The 18,685-nt window shown below is 52.9% G+C and carries 16 protein-coding genes; 11 read left to right on the top strand and 5 right to left on the bottom strand.

Annotated elements, in window-relative coordinates; genetic code table 11:
• Nucleotides 1-62: 62 nt before the first annotated feature.
• The 4 genes from pldB (at nucleotide 63) to SOM82_RS19925 (ending at nucleotide 4,300) form a co-directional block, all read left to right on the top strand.
• Nucleotides 63-1,055 (top strand): lysophospholipase L2, encoded by a 993-nt coding sequence (gene pldB, locus SOM82_RS19940; RefSeq protein ID WP_320461487.1) that lies wholly within the window; start codon nucleotides 63-65, stop codon nucleotides 1,053-1,055.
• Nucleotides 1,056-1,080: 25 nt separating this feature from the next.
• Nucleotides 1,081-1,887 carry a sugar/pyridoxal phosphate phosphatase YigL gene (gene yigL, locus SOM82_RS19935; protein WP_320461486.1) on the top strand — a complete coding sequence of 269 codons (807 nt, stop codon included), beginning with the start codon at nucleotides 1,081-1,083 and terminating at the stop codon, nucleotides 1,885-1,887.
• A gap of 568 nt (nucleotides 1,888-2,455) precedes the next feature.
• A complete protein-coding gene (locus tag SOM82_RS19930) occupies nucleotides 2,456-2,908 on the top strand; it encodes a glycoside hydrolase family protein (RefSeq protein ID WP_501083536.1) in 453 nt (150 codons plus the stop codon).
• 492 nt (nucleotides 2,909-3,400) lie between these two features.
• Complete coding sequence (locus SOM82_RS19925) at nucleotides 3,401-4,300, top strand: carboxylate/amino acid/amine transporter (RefSeq protein WP_320461483.1); 900 nt, start codon at nucleotides 3,401-3,403, stop codon at nucleotides 4,298-4,300.
• Here SOM82_RS19925 and metR read toward each other — a convergent pair.
• Entirely contained in the window at nucleotides 4,188-5,141 is a 954-nt protein-coding gene (gene metR / locus SOM82_RS19920; RefSeq protein ID WP_154128916.1) for an HTH-type transcriptional regulator MetR, read from the bottom strand. The genes SOM82_RS19925 and metR overlap by 113 nt on opposite strands.
• 115 nt (nucleotides 5,142-5,256) lie before the next feature.
• On the opposite strand from metR, the gene metE reads away from it, so the two are divergent.
• Complete coding sequence (gene metE, locus SOM82_RS19915; protein ID WP_320461482.1) at nucleotides 5,257-7,518, top strand: 5-methyltetrahydropteroyltriglutamate--homocysteine S-methyltransferase; 2,262 nt, start codon at nucleotides 5,257-5,259, stop codon at nucleotides 7,516-7,518.
• Between the two features lie 27 nt (nucleotides 7,519-7,545).
• Here the strand turns inward: metE and SOM82_RS19910 are convergent, their stop codons facing one another.
• The 4 genes from SOM82_RS19910 to SOM82_RS19895 form a co-directional block, all read right to left on the bottom strand.
• The gene (locus tag SOM82_RS19910; protein ID WP_320461481.1) at nucleotides 7,546-8,382 is read right to left on the bottom strand and encodes a PRD domain-containing protein; all 837 of its coding nucleotides are present in this window, start codon (nucleotides 8,380-8,382) and stop codon (nucleotides 7,546-7,548) included.
• Nucleotides 8,383-8,405: 23 nt separating this feature from the next.
• The gene (locus SOM82_RS19905; protein ID WP_320461480.1) at nucleotides 8,406-9,869 is read right to left on the bottom strand and encodes a glycoside hydrolase family 1 protein; all 1,464 of its coding nucleotides are present in this window, start codon (nucleotides 9,867-9,869) and stop codon (nucleotides 8,406-8,408) included.
• Nucleotides 9,869-11,680, bottom strand: a complete 1,812-nt coding sequence (locus SOM82_RS19900) for a beta-glucoside-specific PTS transporter subunit IIABC (RefSeq protein ID WP_320461479.1) — start codon at nucleotides 11,678-11,680, stop codon at nucleotides 9,869-9,871. Before SOM82_RS19900 ends, SOM82_RS19905 begins: the two co-directional genes overlap by 1 nt.
• A 179-nt stretch (nucleotides 11,681-11,859) precedes the next feature.
• Nucleotides 11,860-12,666, bottom strand: a complete 807-nt coding sequence (locus SOM82_RS19895; RefSeq protein ID WP_320461478.1) for a dienelactone hydrolase family protein — start codon at nucleotides 12,664-12,666, stop codon at nucleotides 11,860-11,862.
• A 251-nt stretch (nucleotides 12,667-12,917) separates the two neighbouring features.
• Here SOM82_RS19895 and udp point away from each other — a divergent pair, with 251 nt between their 5' ends.
• The 6 genes from udp to tatA all read left to right on the top strand — a co-directional run bounded on the left by udp (nucleotide 12,918) and on the right by tatA (nucleotide 18,682).
• Nucleotides 12,918-13,679, top strand: a complete 762-nt coding sequence (gene udp / locus SOM82_RS19890) for a uridine phosphorylase (RefSeq protein WP_154128911.1) — start codon at nucleotides 12,918-12,920, stop codon at nucleotides 13,677-13,679.
• Between the two features lie 139 nt (nucleotides 13,680-13,818).
• Complete coding sequence (gene rmuC / locus SOM82_RS19885; protein WP_320461477.1) at nucleotides 13,819-15,276, top strand: DNA recombination protein RmuC; 1,458 nt, start codon at nucleotides 13,819-13,821, stop codon at nucleotides 15,274-15,276.
• A 66-nt stretch (nucleotides 15,277-15,342) separates the two neighbouring features.
• Nucleotides 15,343-16,098, top strand: coding sequence for a bifunctional demethylmenaquinone methyltransferase/2-methoxy-6-polyprenyl-1,4-benzoquinol methylase UbiE (gene ubiE, locus SOM82_RS19880; protein WP_154128910.1), 756 nt, complete (start codon nucleotides 15,343-15,345; stop codon nucleotides 16,096-16,098).
• 12 nt (nucleotides 16,099-16,110) lie between these two features.
• Nucleotides 16,111-16,716 carry a ubiquinone biosynthesis protein UbiJ gene (gene ubiJ / locus SOM82_RS19875; RefSeq protein WP_154128909.1) on the top strand — a complete coding sequence of 202 codons (606 nt, stop codon included), beginning with the start codon at nucleotides 16,111-16,113 and terminating at the stop codon, nucleotides 16,714-16,716.
• Nucleotides 16,713-18,353, top strand: a complete 1,641-nt coding sequence (ubiB, locus tag SOM82_RS19870; RefSeq protein WP_154128908.1) for a ubiquinone biosynthesis regulatory protein kinase UbiB — start codon at nucleotides 16,713-16,715, stop codon at nucleotides 18,351-18,353. The genes ubiJ and ubiB overlap by 4 nt, the downstream gene beginning before the upstream one ends.
• Before the next feature lie 74 nt (nucleotides 18,354-18,427).
• Nucleotides 18,428-18,682 carry a Sec-independent protein translocase subunit TatA gene (gene tatA, locus SOM82_RS19865; RefSeq protein WP_154128907.1) on the top strand — a complete coding sequence of 85 codons (255 nt, stop codon included), beginning with the start codon at nucleotides 18,428-18,430 and terminating at the stop codon, nucleotides 18,680-18,682.
• The last annotated feature ends 3 nt before the right edge of the window (nucleotides 18,683-18,685 follow it).

Here is an 18,685-nt window from a genome sequence, read left to right as displayed (position 1 = left end):
GCGTCATTGTGTGATGCGGCTTGAAAAAACGATATTCCTTGGCTTACAGGGGTGGAAACCCGATGTTTCAGCAGAAAAAGGACTGGGAAACACGCGAGAACGCATTTGCTGCTTTCTCCATGGGGCCGCTGACCGATTTCTGGCGTCAGCGCGAAGAAGCCGAGATTACCGGTGTGGACAACGTGCCGGTGCGCTTTGTGCGTTTCCATGATGAAAAAAACGATCGCGTGATCGTGGTTTGCCCTGGCCGTATTGAAAGTTACGTCAAATACGCTGAACTGGCGTACGACCTTTTCCATCTGGGTTTTGATGTGTTGATTATCGACCATCGCGGGCAGGGTCGCTCCGGGCGGTTGTTATCGGATTCACACCGTGGACACGTGGTGAATTTCAGCGATTATGTCGACGATCTCGCCGCGTTCTGGCAGCAGGAAGTGGCACCGGGCCCCTGGCGTAAGCGCTATATTCTGGCGCACTCCATGGGCGGAGCCATCGCCACGCTGTTTTTACAGCGTCATCCCCATCAGTGCGATGCCATTGCGTTAAGCGCGCCGATGTTTGGCATTGTGATGCGTTTCCCCGACTGGATGGTGCGCCATATTCTTGACTGGGCTGAGGGCCATCAGCGCATTCGTGAAGGCTACGCTATCGGAACCGGGCGCTGGCGCGCATTGCCATTTGCCATTAACGTGCTGACCCATAGCCGGCAACGGTATCGCCGCAACCTGCGTTTTTATGCTGATGAACCGCGGTTGCGCGTGGGCGGACCCACGTACCACTGGGTCCGAGAAGGCATCCGTGCCGGAGAATCGGCGCTGGCAGGGACGGTTAAAAATGATACGCCGACATTACTGATTCAGGCGGAAGAAGAGCGTGTGGTCGACAACCGCATGCATGACCGCTTTTGCGAACTGCGCGCCGCCGCCGGGCATCCCTGTGAAGGGGGAAAACCGTTGGTCATAAAGGGCGCGTACCATGAGATCCTTTTTGAAAAGGACACCATGCGCTCAGTCGCGCTAAACGCCATTGTTGAATTTTTCGACAGGCATAACTGATATTCTATTGAGGTTAAATTTCCCTATGTACCAGGTTGTTGCATCTGACTTAGATGGCACGCTGCTCTCCCCCGACCACACCCTGTCGCCTTATGCGAAAGAGACCTTAAAACTCCTGACCGCTCGTGGTGTGAACTTTGTGTTCGCGACCGGCCGCCACCACGTAGATGTGGGGCAGATCCGCGATAATCTGGACATCAAAGCGTACATGATCACCTCCAACGGCGCGCGCGTGCACGATACCGATGGCAATCTGATCTTCACGCACGATCTCGATCGTGACATCGCCGCCGACTTGTTTGGCGTGATGCATAATAATCCGGAAATCATCACCAACGTTTACCGTAACGACGACTGGTTTATGAACCGTCATCGCCCGGACGAGATGCGTTTCTTTAAAGAAGCGGTCTTCAACTATTCGCTGTACGAGCCGGGCTTGCTTGAGCCTGAAGGCATCAGCAAAGTGTTCTTCACCTGCGCAAGCCATGAAGAGTTACTTCCGCTGGAGCAGGCGATTAATGCGCGCTGGGGCGATCGTGTGAACGTGAGTTTCTCCACGCTGACCTGTCTGGAAGTGATGGCTGGCGGTGTCTCTAAAGGCCACGCGCTGGAAGCAGTGGCAAAACGTATGGGCTACGAGCTGAAAGATTGCATCGCGTTTGGCGACGGCATGAATGATGCTGAAATGCTCTCCATGGCGGGTAAAGGCTGCATTATGGAAAATGCGCACCAGCGTCTGAAAGACATGCACCCGGAGCTGGAAGTCATTGGCACCAACGCCGACAACGCGGTGCCGAACTATCTGCGCAAGCTGTATCTCGATCAGGCGTAATGGACTTAATAAGGGTTTCCTTTTTAGTCAGGAAACCCTTTAGTCATTTTCGTTAACACGCAGCGTTATCAAAGACTTATTTAATCTGCTCGCTTCCGGCACGGGATGATGATTTTCCATCCGTTAACCGCCAATTACCCCCAGTCCAACACCTGCTAAATATCGCTCTTTAACCCTATCCAGGAATTGATAGTCGATATGATTACAGGGGGAGATCACCATCGTTTTCATGGGCATCGAGGGAGTAGCCAGCAGAACTGGACGTAAATCACTGATGTCACTGCCGGGAAACGACTGGAATGGTTCATGCCTTTTCTCGCCTTATAAACTGGGGCAGAAATAGAAATTTAAGAAAAGAACCCGCCCCTTTATCCGAAAAATTAGGAAATTAGTTAAAAAATTGAATAAGAGTATTAAATTAACGTGACTAATATTTTTGAAAGGTTTCGTTATGCTAGATAGTAATGGTTTTTTAACATATAAATTCAGCGCCAGATATACTCAATCACAGTGCGTGAGGCTATTCCCCTCAAATACTTTTCAGCTTAGTTATTCATGTGTTTCACTCATGAAATCGTATGAAAAACTATACAAACTACCGTACTGGGATCAAAACGGGAAATTAATTTCAGAATATAAAAAAGGCGCTACAATCGGCTATGGGCATTTAATTTCCAGTGAAAAAGAATTCGCTAAGTATAAAAAAGGGATAACGGAGTCCCAGGCTGTCATTCTTTTTAAGAATGATATCTACAGTTTTATTCAGACTGTACGTTATGAGATAAAAGAAAAAATAACCCAAAACGAATTTGATGCACTAGTGATGCTTGCATTTAACATCGGTATTTACGCCTTTAAAATCTCATCGATACTCAGGATAATCAACGGTGAATTTTCAGGGGATTTGAAAGAAGCATGGAAATCATACAAGTATACTCAAGGCCGTATCAGTCGAGGTTTAATCAACAGAAGGGATGCCGAAATTAATGTATTTTTTAATGGGGTTTACTTTAAAAAATGAAGATGATTATATTCGTCATGATTTTGTGTTTTCCTTTTTTTTCATACTCAAGTGAAAATTACAGCATAGTTTTAAAAAATGAAAATATGTTAATTATTCTTGATATGAAATGTTCGCCATGTGATATAGAGTGCAACAATATACATTATCGATTGTTTGACATAAAAAAGGGCAATCAAATATCAGGGAAAGCCGAATCAATGAATTCAGGGATAAACAGGAATTTTGTGGGCTATAGATTATTATCAACAAATAAGCGATCTTATCGTTTAAGTGCAAATGCGATTGGCCATTCGTGGGAAATATACACAGAGCATAATTTTGACACGATAGCAGAGGAAAAAATTGATACTGTTTTTGGCGACGGTACATGCCAGCAATGAATTTGGCCGAGAAGAGAGAGTCAACCCGTGTTAAACGCTCTTTATTTACTCAGTTGTCAACCGTCGAGTCCGCTACAATGGAGGCTTATCCTCCTGAGAGAGTCTCATCGTGGCATTACTCATTATCACCACTATCCTGTGGGCGTTTTCCTTCAGCCTGATCGGTGAATATCTTGCCGGACACGTCGACAGCTACTTCTCTGTGCTCATGCGCGTAGGGCTGGCGGCGCTGGTGTTCCTACCGTTCCTGCGCCTGCGTGGGCAAACGCTGAAAACCATTCTGCTGTACATGCTGGTGGGCGCAATGCAGCTCGGCATCATGTATCTGTTCAGCTTCCGCGCTTATGTCTACCTGTCGGTGTCGGAGTTCCTGCTGTTTACGGTGCTGACGCCGCTTTATATCACGCTGATTTACGACCTGCTCAGTAAACGTCGATTACGCTGGGGATATGTGTTGAGCGCGCTGCTGGCGGTGGCGGGCGCGGCGATTATTCGCTACGACAAAGTGAGCGATCACTTCTGGACCGGATTGATGTTCGTCCAGCTCGCGAACATCAGCTTTGCCATCGGGATGGTGGGATATAAACGCCTGATGGAAATCCATCCGATGCCGCAGCATAACGCGTTCGCCTGGTTTTACATGGGGGCGTTCATCGTGGCCGTGGTGGCCTGGTTTATGCTCGGCAACCCGCAAAAACTGCCAACCACAACGCTGCAATGGGGCGTTCTGATCTGGCTGGGCGTGGTCGCCTCGGGGCTGGGATACTTTATGTGGAACTACGGCGCGACGCAGGTTGACGCCGGTACGCTGGGCATCATGAACAACGTTCACGTGCCCGCGGGTCTGTTGGTCAATCTCGCCATCTGGCAGGAGCAACCGCACTGGCCGAGCTTTATTATTGGGGGAACGGTGATCCTGGCTTCGCTATGGGTGCATCGCCATTGGGTCGCTCCGCGCTCCGCACAAACGGAAGATGGTCGCAAGCGTGATTCCGCGTTGAGCGAATAAACGCTTCCGTCACCGGCTGACGCTGCTCGCCATCGCGCACGGCGGCGTACAGTCGGCTCCACAGTCCTTCACCCAGGGTTTTGGTCACCACCAGACCCTGGCGTTCAAAACTTTCCACCACCCAGTGCGGCAGGGCCGCTATGCCCATATTGGCTGCCACCATCTGAATCAACAGTAAGGTGTTATCGACGCTTTTAAGATTCGGGCTGATGCCTGCCGGTTGCAGGAAGTGACGCCAGATATCCAGGCGGCTGCGTTGCACCGGATAGATCAGCAGCGTTTCGCTCGCCAAATCTTCCGGCGTGATACGCGTCTTGACCGCCAGCGGATGATCCGGGGCCAGCACCAGGCGCACTTCATAATCAAACATCGGCGAATAGTGCAGGCCGCTGCGCGGTAAAATATCGGAGGTCATCACCAGATCCAGCTCGCCCTGCTGAAGCGAAGGCTGCGGGTCAAATGTCACGCCCGATTTAAAATCCATCTCAACCTGTGGCCAGTGCTGGCGGAAATTTTCAAGTGCGGGCGTTAGCCACTGAATACAGCTATGGCACTCAATGGCGATGCGCAGGCGCGTTTGCTGCGGCTCATTACAGGACTGTAACGCGCTGGCTATCTGCGGTAAGACCTGATTTGCCAGCTGCAACAAAATCTCGCCCTGCGGCGTAAAGCGCAGCGGCTGACTTTTACGCACAAACAGACGAAAGCCAAGGCGTTGTTCCAGATCGCTGAACTGGTGAGAAAGGGCGGATTGCGTCTGATGCAGGGTAGCCGCAGCCGCTGCGAGTGAACCGCAGTTCCGCAACGCTTGTAGCGTTTTCAGGTGTTTTATCTCGATCATGAAAGTCCTTCACTTCGCCATGAACAATTTGCGCTTGTGGATCATACAGTACATTCACATTATGGATGTGTAAACATCTGGATGGCTAAATAACGAATTCATAAGAGGCAGCGACATGACAATTATTAACCACACCCTCGGTTTTCCTCGCGTTGGCCTTCGCCGCGAGCTGAAAAAAGCACAAGAAAGCTACTGGGCGGGCAACTCCACCCGTGAAGAGCTGCTGGCCGTTGGGTGCGAACTGCGCGCTCGTCACTGGGACCAGCAAAAACAGGCCGGCGTGGATCTGCTGCCGGTGGGCGATTTCGCCTGGTACGACCATGTTCTGACTACCAGCCTGCTGCTTGGCAACGTGCCGGCTCGTCATCAGAACAACGATGGATCGGTAGATATCGACACCCTGTTCCGCCTGGGTCGCGGTCGCGCACCGACCGGCGAGCCAGCGGCAGCCGCAGAAATGACCAAATGGTTTAACACCAACTACCACTACATGGTGCCGGAGTTCGTGAAAGGCCAGCAGTTCAAACTGACCTGGACCCAGATTCTGGATGAAGTAGACGAAGCGCTGGCGCTGGGCCACAAAATTAAACCTGTTCTGCTCGGCCCGGTGACATATCTGTGGCTGGGTAAAGTGAAAGGCGAACAGTTTGACCGTCTCAGCCTGCTGAAAGATATCCTGCCTGTGTATCAGCAGGTTCTGGCGGAACTGGCTAAACGCGGTATTGAGTGGGTGCAAATTGATGAGCCAGCGCTGGTTCTCGAATTGCCGCAGGCGTGGCTGGACGCGTTCAAACCGGCTTACGATGCCCTGCAAGGTCAGGTGAAATTACTGCTGACCACCTATTTTGAAGGCGTCACGCCAAACCTCGACACCATCACCGCGCTGCCGGTACAGGGTCTGCACGTTGACCTGGTTCACGGCAAAGATAATGTGGCTGAGCTGCACACACGCCTGCCTTCTGACTGGCTGCTGTCGGCGGGTCTGGTGAACGGACGTAACGTCTGGCGTGCTGATTTGACCGAAAAATACTCGCAAATCAAAGATATCGTTGGCAAACGTGACCTGTGGGTCGCTTCTTCTTGCTCGCTGTTGCATAGCCCGATTGATCTGAGCGTGGAAACGCGCCTGGATGCGGAAGTGAAAAGCTGGTTTGCCTTCGCCCTGCAAAAATGTGAAGAGCTGGCTCTGCTGCGCGATGCGTTGAACAGCGGTGACACGGCAAAACTGGTTGAATGGAGCGCTCCGATTCAGGCGCGTCGTCACTCTACCCGCGTACACAACGCGGCGGTAGAGAAACGTCTGGCGGCGATCACCGCGAAGGACAGCCAGCGTGAGAACGCCTATGAAGTCCGCGCAGAAGCACAGCGTGCGCGCTTTAATCTGCCTGCGTGGCCAACCACGACAATCGGTTCATTCCCGCAGACCACCGAAATTCGCGGCCTGCGTCTGGACTTTAAAAAGGGCAACCTTGATGCCAGCAACTATCGCACCGGCATCGCTGAACATATCAAACAGGCCATTGTGGAGCAGGAACGTCTGGGCCTCGATGTGCTGGTTCACGGCGAAGCCGAGCGTAACGACATGGTGGAATATTTTGGTGAACACCTGGATGGTTTCGTCTTTACCCAGAACGGCTGGGTGCAGAGCTACGGCTCTCGCTGCGTGAAGCCACCGGTGGTGATTGGCGATGTCAGCCGTCCGGAGGCCATTACCGTTGAGTGGGCGAAGTACGCCCAGTCTCTGACCGACAAGCCGGTAAAAGGCATGTTGACCGGTCCGGTGACCATTCTTTGCTGGTCGTTCCCGCGTGAAGACGTGACGCGTGAAACTATCGCTAAGCAGATTGCACTGGCGCTGCGTGATGAAGTGGAGGATCTGGAAGCGGCAGGCATTGGCATCATTCAGATTGACGAGCCGGCTCTGCGTGAAGGCCTGCCGCTGCGTCGCAGCGACTGGGCAGCGTATCTGGAGTGGGGCGTGGAAGCGTTCCGTATCAATGCCGCTGTGGCAAAGAACGACACCCAGATTCACACGCACATGTGTTATTGCGAATTTAACGACATCATGGATTCCATCGCTGCGCTGGATGCGGACGTGATCACCATCGAAACGTCGCGTTCAGACATGGAACTGCTGGAGTCGTTCGAAGAGTTCGAATACCCGAACGAAATCGGCCCGGGCGTGTACGACATTCACTCCCCGAACGTGCCAAGCGTTGAGTGGATTGAAGCGCTGCTGCAAAAAGCCGCTCAGCGTATTCCGGCAGAGCGTCTGTGGGTCAACCCGGACTGCGGCCTGAAAACGCGCGGCTGGCCAGAAACCCGTGCCGCACTGGCGAACATGGTGAAAGCCGCGCAGAACCTGCGTCAGGCGTAATCGAAAAAGGCCGGGCAATTGCCCGGCCTATGCATGGCCTTCCATTAACCGGCTGATGTGAATACTCAACCACGTCAGTTCATCTTTTGGCAGCGTAAGCTGATATTTATCCTGCACATAATCCCGAATCACCCAGGCAACAGTCATCGCATCAGGGCGATGGCGCATCAACTCCTGATAAAAATCCTCGGTCTCGGTCACCACGATTTTCCCGGCTAATACCCGTTCGGCGAAGTAGCGTAGATGGGTGATAAAACGCATGTAGTTCACCGACTGGGTATCAATTGCTTTGCTAAGTTTATAGCGCACGATTTCCGCAATACGGTTAACCAGTTCGACCTGTTGATGGGCGGTGCTGTCATCATGCTGGCTGCTGGCGTTAATCAGATGGAAGGCAATATTCACGGCTTCGTCTTCCGGCAGCGTAACCGCAAACTGCGCATTCACTTTTTCCCGCGCCTGCATCCCGACGCTGTACTCCTGCGGGTAGTAACGCTTCACTTCCCAGCTCAGTTTATTCAGGATCACCTGCCCGCTGCGGCTGCGCTCCACGGCGAAATGCAAATGTTCGGCGAGGGTAAAAAGCAGTACGGAATTGAGTTTGTCACCGCACTGGCTGCGGGCAAGGGTGAGAATCTCGTGGCTGATATCGAAGAATGCCGCAGGAATCGTATCCGTCAGGGATAAAAAATGGCGGGATTTCAGATCGCTCAGCGGCAGGAACACTTTTTCCACCTGCGCCAGGTCGATCTGCGTGCCGGGTTTGGCGCCAAAGCCAATCCCTTTGCCAAACAGGATCATCTCCCGCTGGTCGTTATCCACCAGCAGCATGCTGTTATTGAGCGATTTTTTTATCGTAATCACGGTTATTCCTGCGGCCTTGCCGGTTAGCTCATGTCAGCGCCATTGCTGGCAATCACTCTCTGGTACCACCAGAAGGAGTCCTTTTTCAGGCGTTCCAATGTGCCGTTGCCCTCGTCATCCTGATCGACATAAATAAAGCCGTAGCGTTTCGACATTTGCGAGGTGCCTGCGCTGATAATATCGATACAGCCCCAGGTGGTGAATCCCATCACATCCACCCCTTCATTAATAGCTGCCAAAGTTTGCTCGAAGTGAGCACGGAAATAGTCGATGCGATAGCTGTCGTGGATTTTGCCGTTCTCGACTGTATCTTTCGCTCCCAGACCGTTTTCAACAATGAAGAGCGGTTTCTGGTAGCGATCGTAAAGCTCAAGCAACGAGATTTTTAACCCTACCGGGTCGATCTGCCAGCCCCACTCTGACGCAGGCAGGTACGGGTTTTTCACACCGAGAATGGTATTACCTGCGGTGCGCTCAACGTCGGCCTGTGTCGATTCGGTCAACGACATGTAGTAGCTGAACGAGACGAAATCGACGGTATGATCTTTTAAAATCTGCTGATCGTCCGCCTGCATCTCGATCTGAATATCCCGGCTCGCCAGATCGCGCAGGATCAGCGGCGGATATTCGCCAAACACCTGCACATCGGCATAGAAATAGTTTTCGAGATTTTTCTTCAGTGTGGCTTCTACGTCTTGCGGACGGCAGCTGTGCGGATAGGTGGTGAGCTTCGTGAGCATGCAACCCACCTGGCTGCCGGGGATTTTAGCGTGGCAATCACGCGTCACCAGCGCGGAAGCGACAAACTGGTGGTGCAGCCCCTGATAAATATCCTGTTTCGCCCGGCCTGGCAGGCTTTTCTCTTCGCGGATACCGGCGGTGGTAAACGGATGGCGATGAATACTGTCGATCTCGTTAAAGGTCAGCCAGTAGCGAACCAGATCTTTATAGCGGTCAAAACAGACGTTACTGAAGCGCACAAACGCGTCGACCACGTTGCGATGCACCCAGCCGTTGTACTTCTCGCTGAGGGCCAGCGGCATTTCGTAATGGGAGAGCGTCACTAACGGTTCGATGTTGTGGCGGCGCAGCTCGCGGAACATCTCCTCATAAAACTGCAGTCCGGCTTCGTCTGGGGCGTCATCTTCTCCGTTGGGGAAAATACGTGACCAGGCGATGGAAATACGCAGCACCTTAAAGCCCATTTCGGCAAAGAGAGCGATATCCTCTTTATAGCGGTGATAAAAATCAATGCCGCGACGCTTTGGGTACAGCTCGTCGTGCCGACCTTCAAAGGCATCCTGAATATTTTCATCTGTCAGTGCCATATGGCCGTCATAATCTTTTAACGACAGATTCGGTTTCCAGGTGATGGCGTCTGCCACTGACGGCCCTTTGCCGTCAACGTTCCATGCCCCTTCGGCCTGATTTGCGGCAATCGCGCCGCCCCATAAAAAACCTTGCGGAAACGGGTGGGATTTATCCATTACACGGACTCCTTAAGCGTCATGATGATATGAGGATGAGGGTTCTTTTCGTCGTTACTGCCTGGTGTCAGCGAGAATCGTTCGCCATTTGTGACAACCATCATCACCACCGGATCGAGTCCGGCAGCGGTGATGGTGTCGAGAGAAAATTCAATCAGCGTGTCGCCGCACTTGACGTGCTGGCCTTCTTTTACCTGTGGCTGGAAACCTTTGCCCTGTAAGGTGATCGTGTCGATGCCAATATGGAAGATCAGTTCCACACCTGCATCGGTGAGGAGACTCAGCGCGTGGCCGCTTTCAAAGACATTCACGACCGTGCCGTCCGCCGGGGCGCGAAGCACACCCTGTGAAGGGATAATGGCGACACCATCGCCCATAATTTTGCGAGAGAACACATCGTCATTGACGTTTTCCAGTGGCACGATCTGCCCCTCAACAGGGCGGGTAAAAGTGAGCTGTGAGTCCATTTCAGGTGCTTTGTCGCGCCACAGAAGCAAGGCGCTAAGAAAAGCGATCGCGAAAGAGAGCCCCGCCCCGGCAAACGCCCAGACGATATTCAGGGGATTATCCGGCGAGACAAACATTGAGATACTGGCAAGGCCCGGCCCAACCAGCGCAAAGGCCTCAATCGCCATCCAGCCGATAAACGCGCCGCCGACCACGCTTCCCAAAATCACGCTGTAAAGCGCCTTTTTGTTCAGCAGCGTGACGCCATAAAGCGCAGGCTCAGTAATGCCAAACAGCGCGGAGATGCCCGCCGAGAACGCGGTGGACTTTAAGACTTTGTCTTTACTTTTTAACGCGATAGCCAGGCAAGCGCCGGATTCAGCAATATTGTGCGCCAGCGAGGCGGGTAAATAGAGCATCTCGCGCCCAAACTGGCTCATCGACGCGACCGCATAAGGCAGCATCGGCTTATGCATTCCGGCGGCGACCATAAACGGCAGCGCTGCGGCGAGCAGTCCCGTCGCCACAAATCCCAGTTTGCCGTAGAGCCACAGAATCACCGTTGCCAGCCCGGCGCCGAGTTCATAGCCCAGCGGGCCCAGAATCAGCAGCGTCACCGGCACTGTCACCAGCAGGGAAAGCATAGGGGAAAGGAAAATCCTCAGCGCGCCGGGAGAGTAGCGATTGAACAGTTTCTCGGTCTGCGCATAAAACAGTACGCAGAGAATGGCTGGGAAGACCTGCGAGGCATACGCCACGTTGCGCAGGTCGAACGACATAAACTCCGCGCCTTCAGCGAGTTGCTTTGTCATCGCCGGTAGCACCATCACCGCCACGGCGGAGACGGCAACCAGTACGTTCACTTTAAGCTTGGTTGCAGTGGTAATCGCCACCAGAATCGGCAGGAAATAGAGCGGGGCGGAGCCAATATTATCCAGCACTTTATAGGTGGAACTCTCGCGGCTTAACCAGCCCAGCACATCCAGCAACAGCAGTAATGATTTCAGGACGCCACCGCCGGCAATGGCCGGAACCAGCGGCTGGAACACGCTAATCACAAAGTCGACGATTTGTGCGCCACGACTGACTTTTGCCGTCGACGTCTGCGAATGGCTCTGCGGTGACCCCACCAGAGATCGCACCGCTTCGTACACCTGAACGACCTCATGCCCGATGATGACCTGACATTGCACATTAATGCGCACGCCCAGCACGCCGTCAATTTTTGCCAGTGCCGCCTCGTTGACTTTGCCGTTGTCATACAGACTGAGTCTTAATCGGGTCGAGCAGTGCTCAATATGTTCAATATTCTCAGCGCCACCGACCTGGGCGATGATGTCCAGTGCTGCCTGCAAATGATTCATGTCTGGCCCCTGTCTCCAGAGCAAAAAAAAAGACCTGAAGCCCATCTCACCCCGGAAGGAGAGATGGGCTTCAGGTCTTGCCTACGGATCGTAGTTACACGCCTGTGCTTTTTATATCGACTAAATTGTGTTTAAAAGTCAAACAGCCGCGCTGCTTCTTGCGCCAATTTGTGAGCGGCTTAACTCTTTTTGGCGCCATATTGCCTGAACCATGCCAGCATACGCTGCCAGCCATCTTTGGCCGATTCTTGATGGTAACTGGGGCGATAATCGGCATTAAAGGCATGGCCTGCCTCGGGATAAACCACAATTTCGGTCTTCGCATTGGCAGCCCGAAGCGCCTGACGCATCGTCTCTACACTCTCCTGCGAAATGCTGGTGTCCTGTCCACCGTAAAGTCCGAGCACCGGCGCATTGAGATCGGTAGCGATATCAACCGGGTGTTTGGGCGAGTTCAGCGTTTTCTCGCCCACCAATTTTCCATACCATGCCACGGCAGCTTTGAGCTGCGGATTGTGCGCGGCATAAAGCCAGCTGATTCGTCCACCCCAGCAAAAGCCGGTCACCAGCAGGCGATGCGGGTCGCCGCCGTTACGGGCGGCCCAACTGGCGACATGATCGAGATCGGCGAGCACCTGGGCGTCCGGCACTTTGCTGACCAGATTGCTGAACAGTGTCGGTATATCGTGGTAGTCATTCGGGTCGCCCTGACGAAAGTACAGTTCTGGCGCAACGGCCAGATACCCTTCCAGCGCGAGGCGACGGCAAACATCGCGAATATGTTCGTGAACGCCAAAAATTTCCTGGACCACGATGACGATCGGCAGCGAACCTTCCGCTTCTTTCGGGCGAGCGTGGTACGCAGGCATATTGTCACCCTGCGAGGGGATCGAGGTTTCGCCAGCCAGTATGGCCTCTTCAGAAGTGGAGACGATGGTCGATGCGAGAGGAGCTGCAGCAGGTGCAAAATGGGTCTTTTGTGTCATGGTATTCTCCGTACCCGTTAGCGCAAAGGTAAATATAGACCTCAAGTTAACAACTCACAGTGCCCGAAACGGGCTATCTTTTGTGCAGCAGCGAACGATATAACTTGTTAATGTGATGTAAATCACTATTTTGTGGTAATTAACTGCAACCATTTTCATTCATGGTGAGGTGTGTCACGAAAATGAGCGTGTTGCTTCTGTAAAGTACCGTTTTACTTCTTCTGACTAACCGACCCACAGAGGAGTCACCTATGTCCAAGTCTGATGTTTTTCATCTCGGCCTCACTAAAAATGATTTACAAGGGGCTACGCTGGCTATCGTCCCTGGCGATCCAGAGCGTGTGGAAAAGATCGCCGCGCTGATGGATAAGCCGGTAAAACTGGCCGCTCATCGTGAATTCACGACCTGGCGCGCAGAGCTGGATGGTAAAGCGGTTATCGTGTGTTCTACCGGTATCGGCGGCCCGTCTACCTCTATCGCTGTCGAAGAGCTGGCGCAGCTGGGCATTCGCACCTTCCTGCGTATCGGCACCACTGGCGCTATTCAGCCGCATATCAACGTCGGCGACGTGCTGGTCACCACGGCCTCTGTACGCCTGGACGGTGCAAGCCTGCACTTTGCACCAATGGAATTCCCGGCAGTAGCGGATTTCGAATGTACTACCGCACTGGTTGAAGCCGCAAAATCTATCGGCGCAACCACGCACATTGGCGTAACCGCTTCTTCAGATACCTTCTACCCGGGCCAGGAGCGTTACGACACCTTCTCTGGTCGCGTCGTGAGCCGTTTCAAAGGCTCAATGGAAGAGTGGCAGTCAATGGGCGTAATGAACTACGAAATGGAATCGGCAACGCTTCTGACCATGTGCGCAAGCCAGGGTCTGCGTGCGGGTATGGTGGCGGGCGTTATCGTTAACCGCACCCAGCAGGAGATCCCGAACGCCGAAACCATGAAGCAGACCGAAAGCCACGCGGTGAAAATCGTGGTCGAAGCGGCTCGCCGCCTGATCTAATCTCCCCTCATTCTGTTAAAGGCCGACACGTTCGGCCTTTTCTTTTTGCGTAGCGCCTCGCAGGAAAACCCTTTCAAACTGGACGTTTATACAGCACAATTCTATTTTGTGCTGGTAATGATTTGATGCAGGGGGCGTAGTGGATATCTCTATCCTGATTTATGCGGTAATTGCACTGGTTGGTGCGGGTATGGGCTGGCTGGCGGCAAGCTATCAGCATGCGCAGCATAAGGCCGATCAACTGGCAGAACGTGAAGAGATCGTTTCAGAGTTAAGCGCGACAAAACAACAGTTTGCTCAGAGCAGTCACTGGCGTGATGAGTGTGAATTACTTAATAATGAACTGCGTAATCTGCGGGATATTAACACCTCATTAGAAGCGGATCTGCGCGAAGTGACCACCCGCCTTGAATCCACCCAACTGCATGCAGAAGATAAAATTCGCCAGATGATCAACAGCGAACAGCGTCTGAGTGAGCAGTTCGAAAATCTCGCCAACCGCATTTTTGAGCACAGCAATCGCCGCGTCGATGAACAAAACCGCCAAAGCCTGAATAGCTTGTTAACGCCGCTGCGTGAACAGCTGGACGGTTTCCGTCGCCAGGTGCAGGACAGCTTTGGTCAGGAGGCGCGCGAGCGCCACACGCTGGCGCATGAAATCCGGAATCTCCAGCAGTTGAATGCGCAAATGGCGCAGGAGGCGGTCAACCTGACGCGCGCCCTGAAAGGCGACAATAAAACGCAGGGGAACTGGGGCGAAGTGGTGCTGACCCGGGTTCTTGAGGCTTCTGGTCTGCGCGAAGGCTACGAGTACGAAACGCAGGTCAGTATCGAAACCGAGACCCGTTCGCGCATGCAACCGGATGTCATCGTGCGTCTGCCGCAGGGTAAGGACGTGGTGATCGATGCCAAAATGACGCTGGTGGCCTACGAGCGTTACTTCAACGCCGAAGATGACTACACCCGCGAATCCGCGCTGCAGGAACACATTGCATCCGTGCGCAACCATATCCGTCTGCTGGGCCGTAAGGATTATCAGCAGTTGCCCGGTCTGCGTTCGCTGGACTATGTGCTGATGTTTATTCCGATGGAACCGGCATTTTTACTGGCGCTTGACCGGCAGCCAGAGCTGATCACCGAAGCGCTGAAAAACAATATCATGCTGGTGAGCCCCACCACGTTGCTGGTGGCGCTGCGCACCATTGCTAATCTGTGGCGCTACGAGCATCAAAGTCGTAACGCGCAGCAAATTGCCGATCGCGCCAGCAAGCTGTACGACAAAATGCGTCTGTTCGTGGATGATATGTCTTCCGTAGGGCAGAGCCTGGATCGCGCGCAAGACAACTACCGTCAGGCGATGAAAAAACTCTCCTCTGGGCGCGGCAACTTGCTGGCGCAGGCTGAGGCATTTCGCACGCTGGGCGTGGAGGTCAAACGCGAGATTAATCCGGAATTGGCTGAACAGGCCACGACTCAGGACGAGGAGTATCGTCTGCGCGATGGCGTAAACGAACATCATTCGGGCCGTGAAGACAATGATTTAGCGGCGAAAGCCTCGCCCGAAATGCAGGCGGAACGATTCTTTCAGGGTGGTTGAATCGTAGGGCAAATGCGCCCAATCTGTTACACTTCACGGACATTTGACTGATTAGCAGGCACTGAGATGGTTGAAGATTCACAAGAAACAACGCACTTTGGCTTTCAGACTGTCGCCAAAGAGCAGAAAGCGGACATGGTGGCCCACGTATTTCATTCCGTGGCGGCAAAGTACGATGTGATGAATGACCTGATGTCATTCGGTATTCATCGCTTGTGGAAGCGTTTCACTATCGACTGCAGCGGCGTTCGCCGTGGTCAAACCGTGCTTGATTTAGCCGGTGGCACAGGTGATTTGACGGCAAAATTCTCCCGTATGGTAGGAGAGACCGGTCGTGTGGTGCTGGCGGATATCAACGATTCCATGCTGAAGATGGGCCGCGAAAAGCTGCGTAACATCGGCGTTGTCGGTAATGTGGAATATGTTCAGGCTAACGCCGAAGCGCTGCCATTCCCGGATAACACCTTCGACTGCATCACCATCTCTTTTGGTCTGCGTAATGTGACCGATAAAGAAAAAGCGCTGCGTTCCATGTATCGCGTATTGAAACCGGGCGGGCGTTTGCTGGTCCTGGAGTTCTCTAAACCGGTTATCGACCCCCTGAGCAAAGCCTACGATGCTTATTCCTTCCACATTTTGCCGCGCATCGGTGAACTGGTGGCAAACGACGCGGAAAGCTATCGCTACCTGGCGGAGTCTATCCGTATGCATCCGGATCAGGATACCTTAAAAGCGATGATGCAGGATGCAGGCCTTGAAAACGTTGAGTATTTCAACCTGACGGCGGGTGTTGTTGCCTTGCATCGTGGCTATAAGTTCTGAGTGGAGGCCTCCATGCCTTTTAAACCCTTAGTCACCGCTGGCATTGAGAATGTCCTTAACGCCTTTTTGTATCGCACGCCTGCGCTCAAAGCAGCCAGGCAGCGACTGAATGGCAAAGTTCTGCGTATCGTGTTGAAAGAGTTTTCGGCACCGCTGGTACTGGTCTTCAGCGAGCGTCAGCTTGATGTGCTGGGCGAGTGGGAAGGTGAGGCTGACTGCTCGGTGATTACTCATATGAGCGTGCTGCCTAAGCTACGTGACCGTCAGCAGTTGACGGCGCTGATTCGCAGCGGCGAGCTGGAAGTTGAGGGCGATATTCAGGTGGTGCAAAACTTCGTCTCGCTGGCCGATCTCGCTGAGTTCGACCCTGCGGAGTTGCTGGCACCGTACATCGGTGATATCGCCGCCGAGGGTATCGGCAAGTTTCTGCGTGGTGGTTCGTCATTTTTGCGCAAAGGCATGCAGCGTCAGCAGCGTTATGCTGCTGAAGTGCTTACCGAAGAGTGGCGCATGGCGCCAGGGCCGCTGGAAGTTGCCTGGTTTGCAGAAGAAACCGCTGCCGTTGAACGTGCGGTTGACGCGCTGTCCAAACGGCTGGAAAAACTGGAGGGCAAATGACGCCTGGTGAAATTCGGCGCCTCTACTTTATTGTTCGCACCTTTTTGAGTTACGGGCTCGATGAGCTTATCCCCAAAATGCGTATCACGCTGCCGCTACGATTTGGGCGGCGGATGTTGTTCTGGATGCCAAATCGTCATACAGAACAGCCGCTGGGCGAGCGCTTGCGTCTGGCGTTGCAGGAACTCGGTCCGGTATGGATTAAATTCGGACAAATGCTCTCTACCCGACGCGACCTCTTTCCGCCGCAAATCGCGGACCAACTGGCCTTACTACAGGATCGTGTTGCCCCCTTTGACGGAGCGCGTGCAAAAAAGCAGATTGAAGAGGCGATGGGAAATATTCCTGTCGAAACATGGTTCGACGACTTTGAGATCAAACCTCTGGCGTCAGCCTCCATTGCTCAGGTGCATACCGCGCGTCTCAAGGAGAACGGCAAAGAAGTTGTGATCAAGGTGATTCGCCCGGATATTCTGCCGGTCATTAAAGCTGATATGAAGCTCATATACCGTCTGGCGCGATGGGTTCCTCGCTTGTTGCCGGATGGTCGTCGCCTGCGCCCGATGGAAGTGGTGCGTGAATATGAGAAAACGCTGATCGATGAGCTGAACCTGCTACGCGAATCGGCAAACGCCATCCAGCTGCGTCGTAACTTCGAAAACAGCCCAATGCTGTATGTACCAGAAGTTTATTCTGACTACTGCAGTGAGAACATGATGGTAATGGAGCGTATCTACGGAATACCGGTGTCGGATGTTGTGGCTCTGGAAAAACAGGGCACTAACATGAAACTGCTGGCCGAACGTGGCGTGCAGGTCTTCTTCACCCAGGTATTCCGCGACAGCTTCTTCCACGCCGATATGCATCCCGGCAATATCTTTGTGAGCTATGAACACCCGGAAGATCCCAAATATATCGGTATCGACTGCGGCATTGTCGGCTCTCTGAACAAAGAGGATAAACGTTATCTGGCGGAAAACTTTATCGCGTTCTTTAACCGTGATTATCGCAAGGTTGCAGAGCTACACGTCGACTCCGGCTGGGTTCCACCTGATACCAACGTCGAAGAGTTCGAGTTTGCTATCCGTACCGTCTGCGAGCCGATTTTTGAGAAGCCTTTGTCAGAAATCTCATTTGGTCATGTTCTGCTGAATCTGTTTAACACCGCTCGACGTTTCAATATGGAAGTACAACCTCAATTAGTTTTACTTCAGAAAACATTACTTTACGTCGAGGGCGTAGGCCGCCAGCTCTATCCTCAGTTAGACTTATGGAAAACAGCGAAACCTTTCCTTGAGTCGTGGATAAAGGATCAGGTTGGTATTCCTGCGCTGGTGCGTTCTTTAAAAGAGAAAGCGCCGTTCTGGATCGAAAAAATGCCGGAGATTCCTGAACTGGTTTACGACAGTTTGCGACAGAGCAAGAATCTTCAGCACAGCATGGATAAAATCACCCGCGAGCTGCAGTCCAACCGCGTGCGGCAAGGGCAGTCGCGCTATCTCTTTGGGATCGGTGCAACGTTGTTGCTGAGCGGCACGCTGCTGCTTATCAATCGTCCGGACTGGGAAATGATGCCCGCCTGGGTGATGGCCGGAGGGCTGGTGGTTTGGCTGATCGGCTGGAGAAAAACGCGCTGAATTTGCGTCGCTATCGCCGGGTTGCATAACGTATAATGCAACCTGATTAATTAATCATCTATCGAGGATGTTGTATGGGTGGTATCAGTATCTGGCAATTGTTAATCATTGCCGTTATCGTCGTGCTGCTGTTTGGCACCAAAAAGCTCGGTTCTATTGGTTCCGATCTCGGCGCGTCCATCAAAGGCTTTAAGAAAGCGATCAGCGATGATGAAGATAAGCAGGAAAAATCCAGCCAGGATGCGGATTTCACGGCTAAATCTCTCGCGGATAAACAAGAAGAAGCCAAAAAGGAAGACGCTAAACGCCACGATAAAGAGCAGGTGTAATTC

Source organism: Lelliottia sp. CFBP8978 (assembly GCF_034046055.2).
In the GTDB taxonomy this organism is placed as follows: domain Bacteria; phylum Pseudomonadota; class Gammaproteobacteria; order Enterobacterales; family Enterobacteriaceae; genus Enterobacter.
The sequence above is the reverse complement of the archived record's forward strand: the minus strand, read 5'-3'. Positions and strand labels throughout refer to the sequence as shown.

What these genes read in the sequence shown, in the direction of transcription:
- pldB (WP_320461487.1), top strand. Translation starts at nt 63, where the DNA reads ATGTTTCAGCAGAAAAAGGACTGGGAAACACGCGAGAACGCATTTGCT.
- yigL (WP_320461486.1), top strand. Translation starts at nt 1,081, where the DNA reads ATGTACCAGGTTGTTGCATCTGACTTAGATGGCACGCTGCTCTCCCCC.
- SOM82_RS19930 (WP_501083536.1), top strand. Translation starts at nt 2,456, where the DNA reads ATGAAATCGTATGAAAAACTATACAAACTACCGTACTGGGATCAAAAC.
- metR (WP_154128916.1), bottom strand. Translation starts at nt 5,141, where the DNA reads ATGATCGAGATAAAACACCTGAAAACGCTACAAGCGTTGCGGAACTGC.
- metE (WP_320461482.1), top strand. Translation starts at nt 5,257, where the DNA reads ATGACAATTATTAACCACACCCTCGGTTTTCCTCGCGTTGGCCTTCGC.
- SOM82_RS19905 (WP_320461480.1), bottom strand. Translation starts at nt 9,869, where the DNA reads ATGGATAAATCCCACCCGTTTCCGCAAGGTTTTTTATGGGGCGGCGCG.
- SOM82_RS19900 (WP_320461479.1), bottom strand. Translation starts at nt 11,680, where the DNA reads ATGAATCATTTGCAGGCAGCACTGGACATCATCGCCCAGGTCGGTGGC.
- SOM82_RS19895 (WP_320461478.1), bottom strand. Translation starts at nt 12,666, where the DNA reads ATGACACAAAAGACCCATTTTGCACCTGCTGCAGCTCCTCTCGCATCG.
- udp (WP_154128911.1), top strand. Translation starts at nt 12,918, where the DNA reads ATGTCCAAGTCTGATGTTTTTCATCTCGGCCTCACTAAAAATGATTTA.
- ubiE (WP_154128910.1), top strand. Translation starts at nt 15,343, where the DNA reads ATGGTTGAAGATTCACAAGAAACAACGCACTTTGGCTTTCAGACTGTC.
- ubiJ (WP_154128909.1), top strand. Translation starts at nt 16,111, where the DNA reads ATGCCTTTTAAACCCTTAGTCACCGCTGGCATTGAGAATGTCCTTAAC.
- ubiB (WP_154128908.1), top strand. Translation starts at nt 16,713, where the DNA reads ATGACGCCTGGTGAAATTCGGCGCCTCTACTTTATTGTTCGCACCTTT.
- tatA (WP_154128907.1), top strand. Translation starts at nt 18,428, where the DNA reads ATGGGTGGTATCAGTATCTGGCAATTGTTAATCATTGCCGTTATCGTC.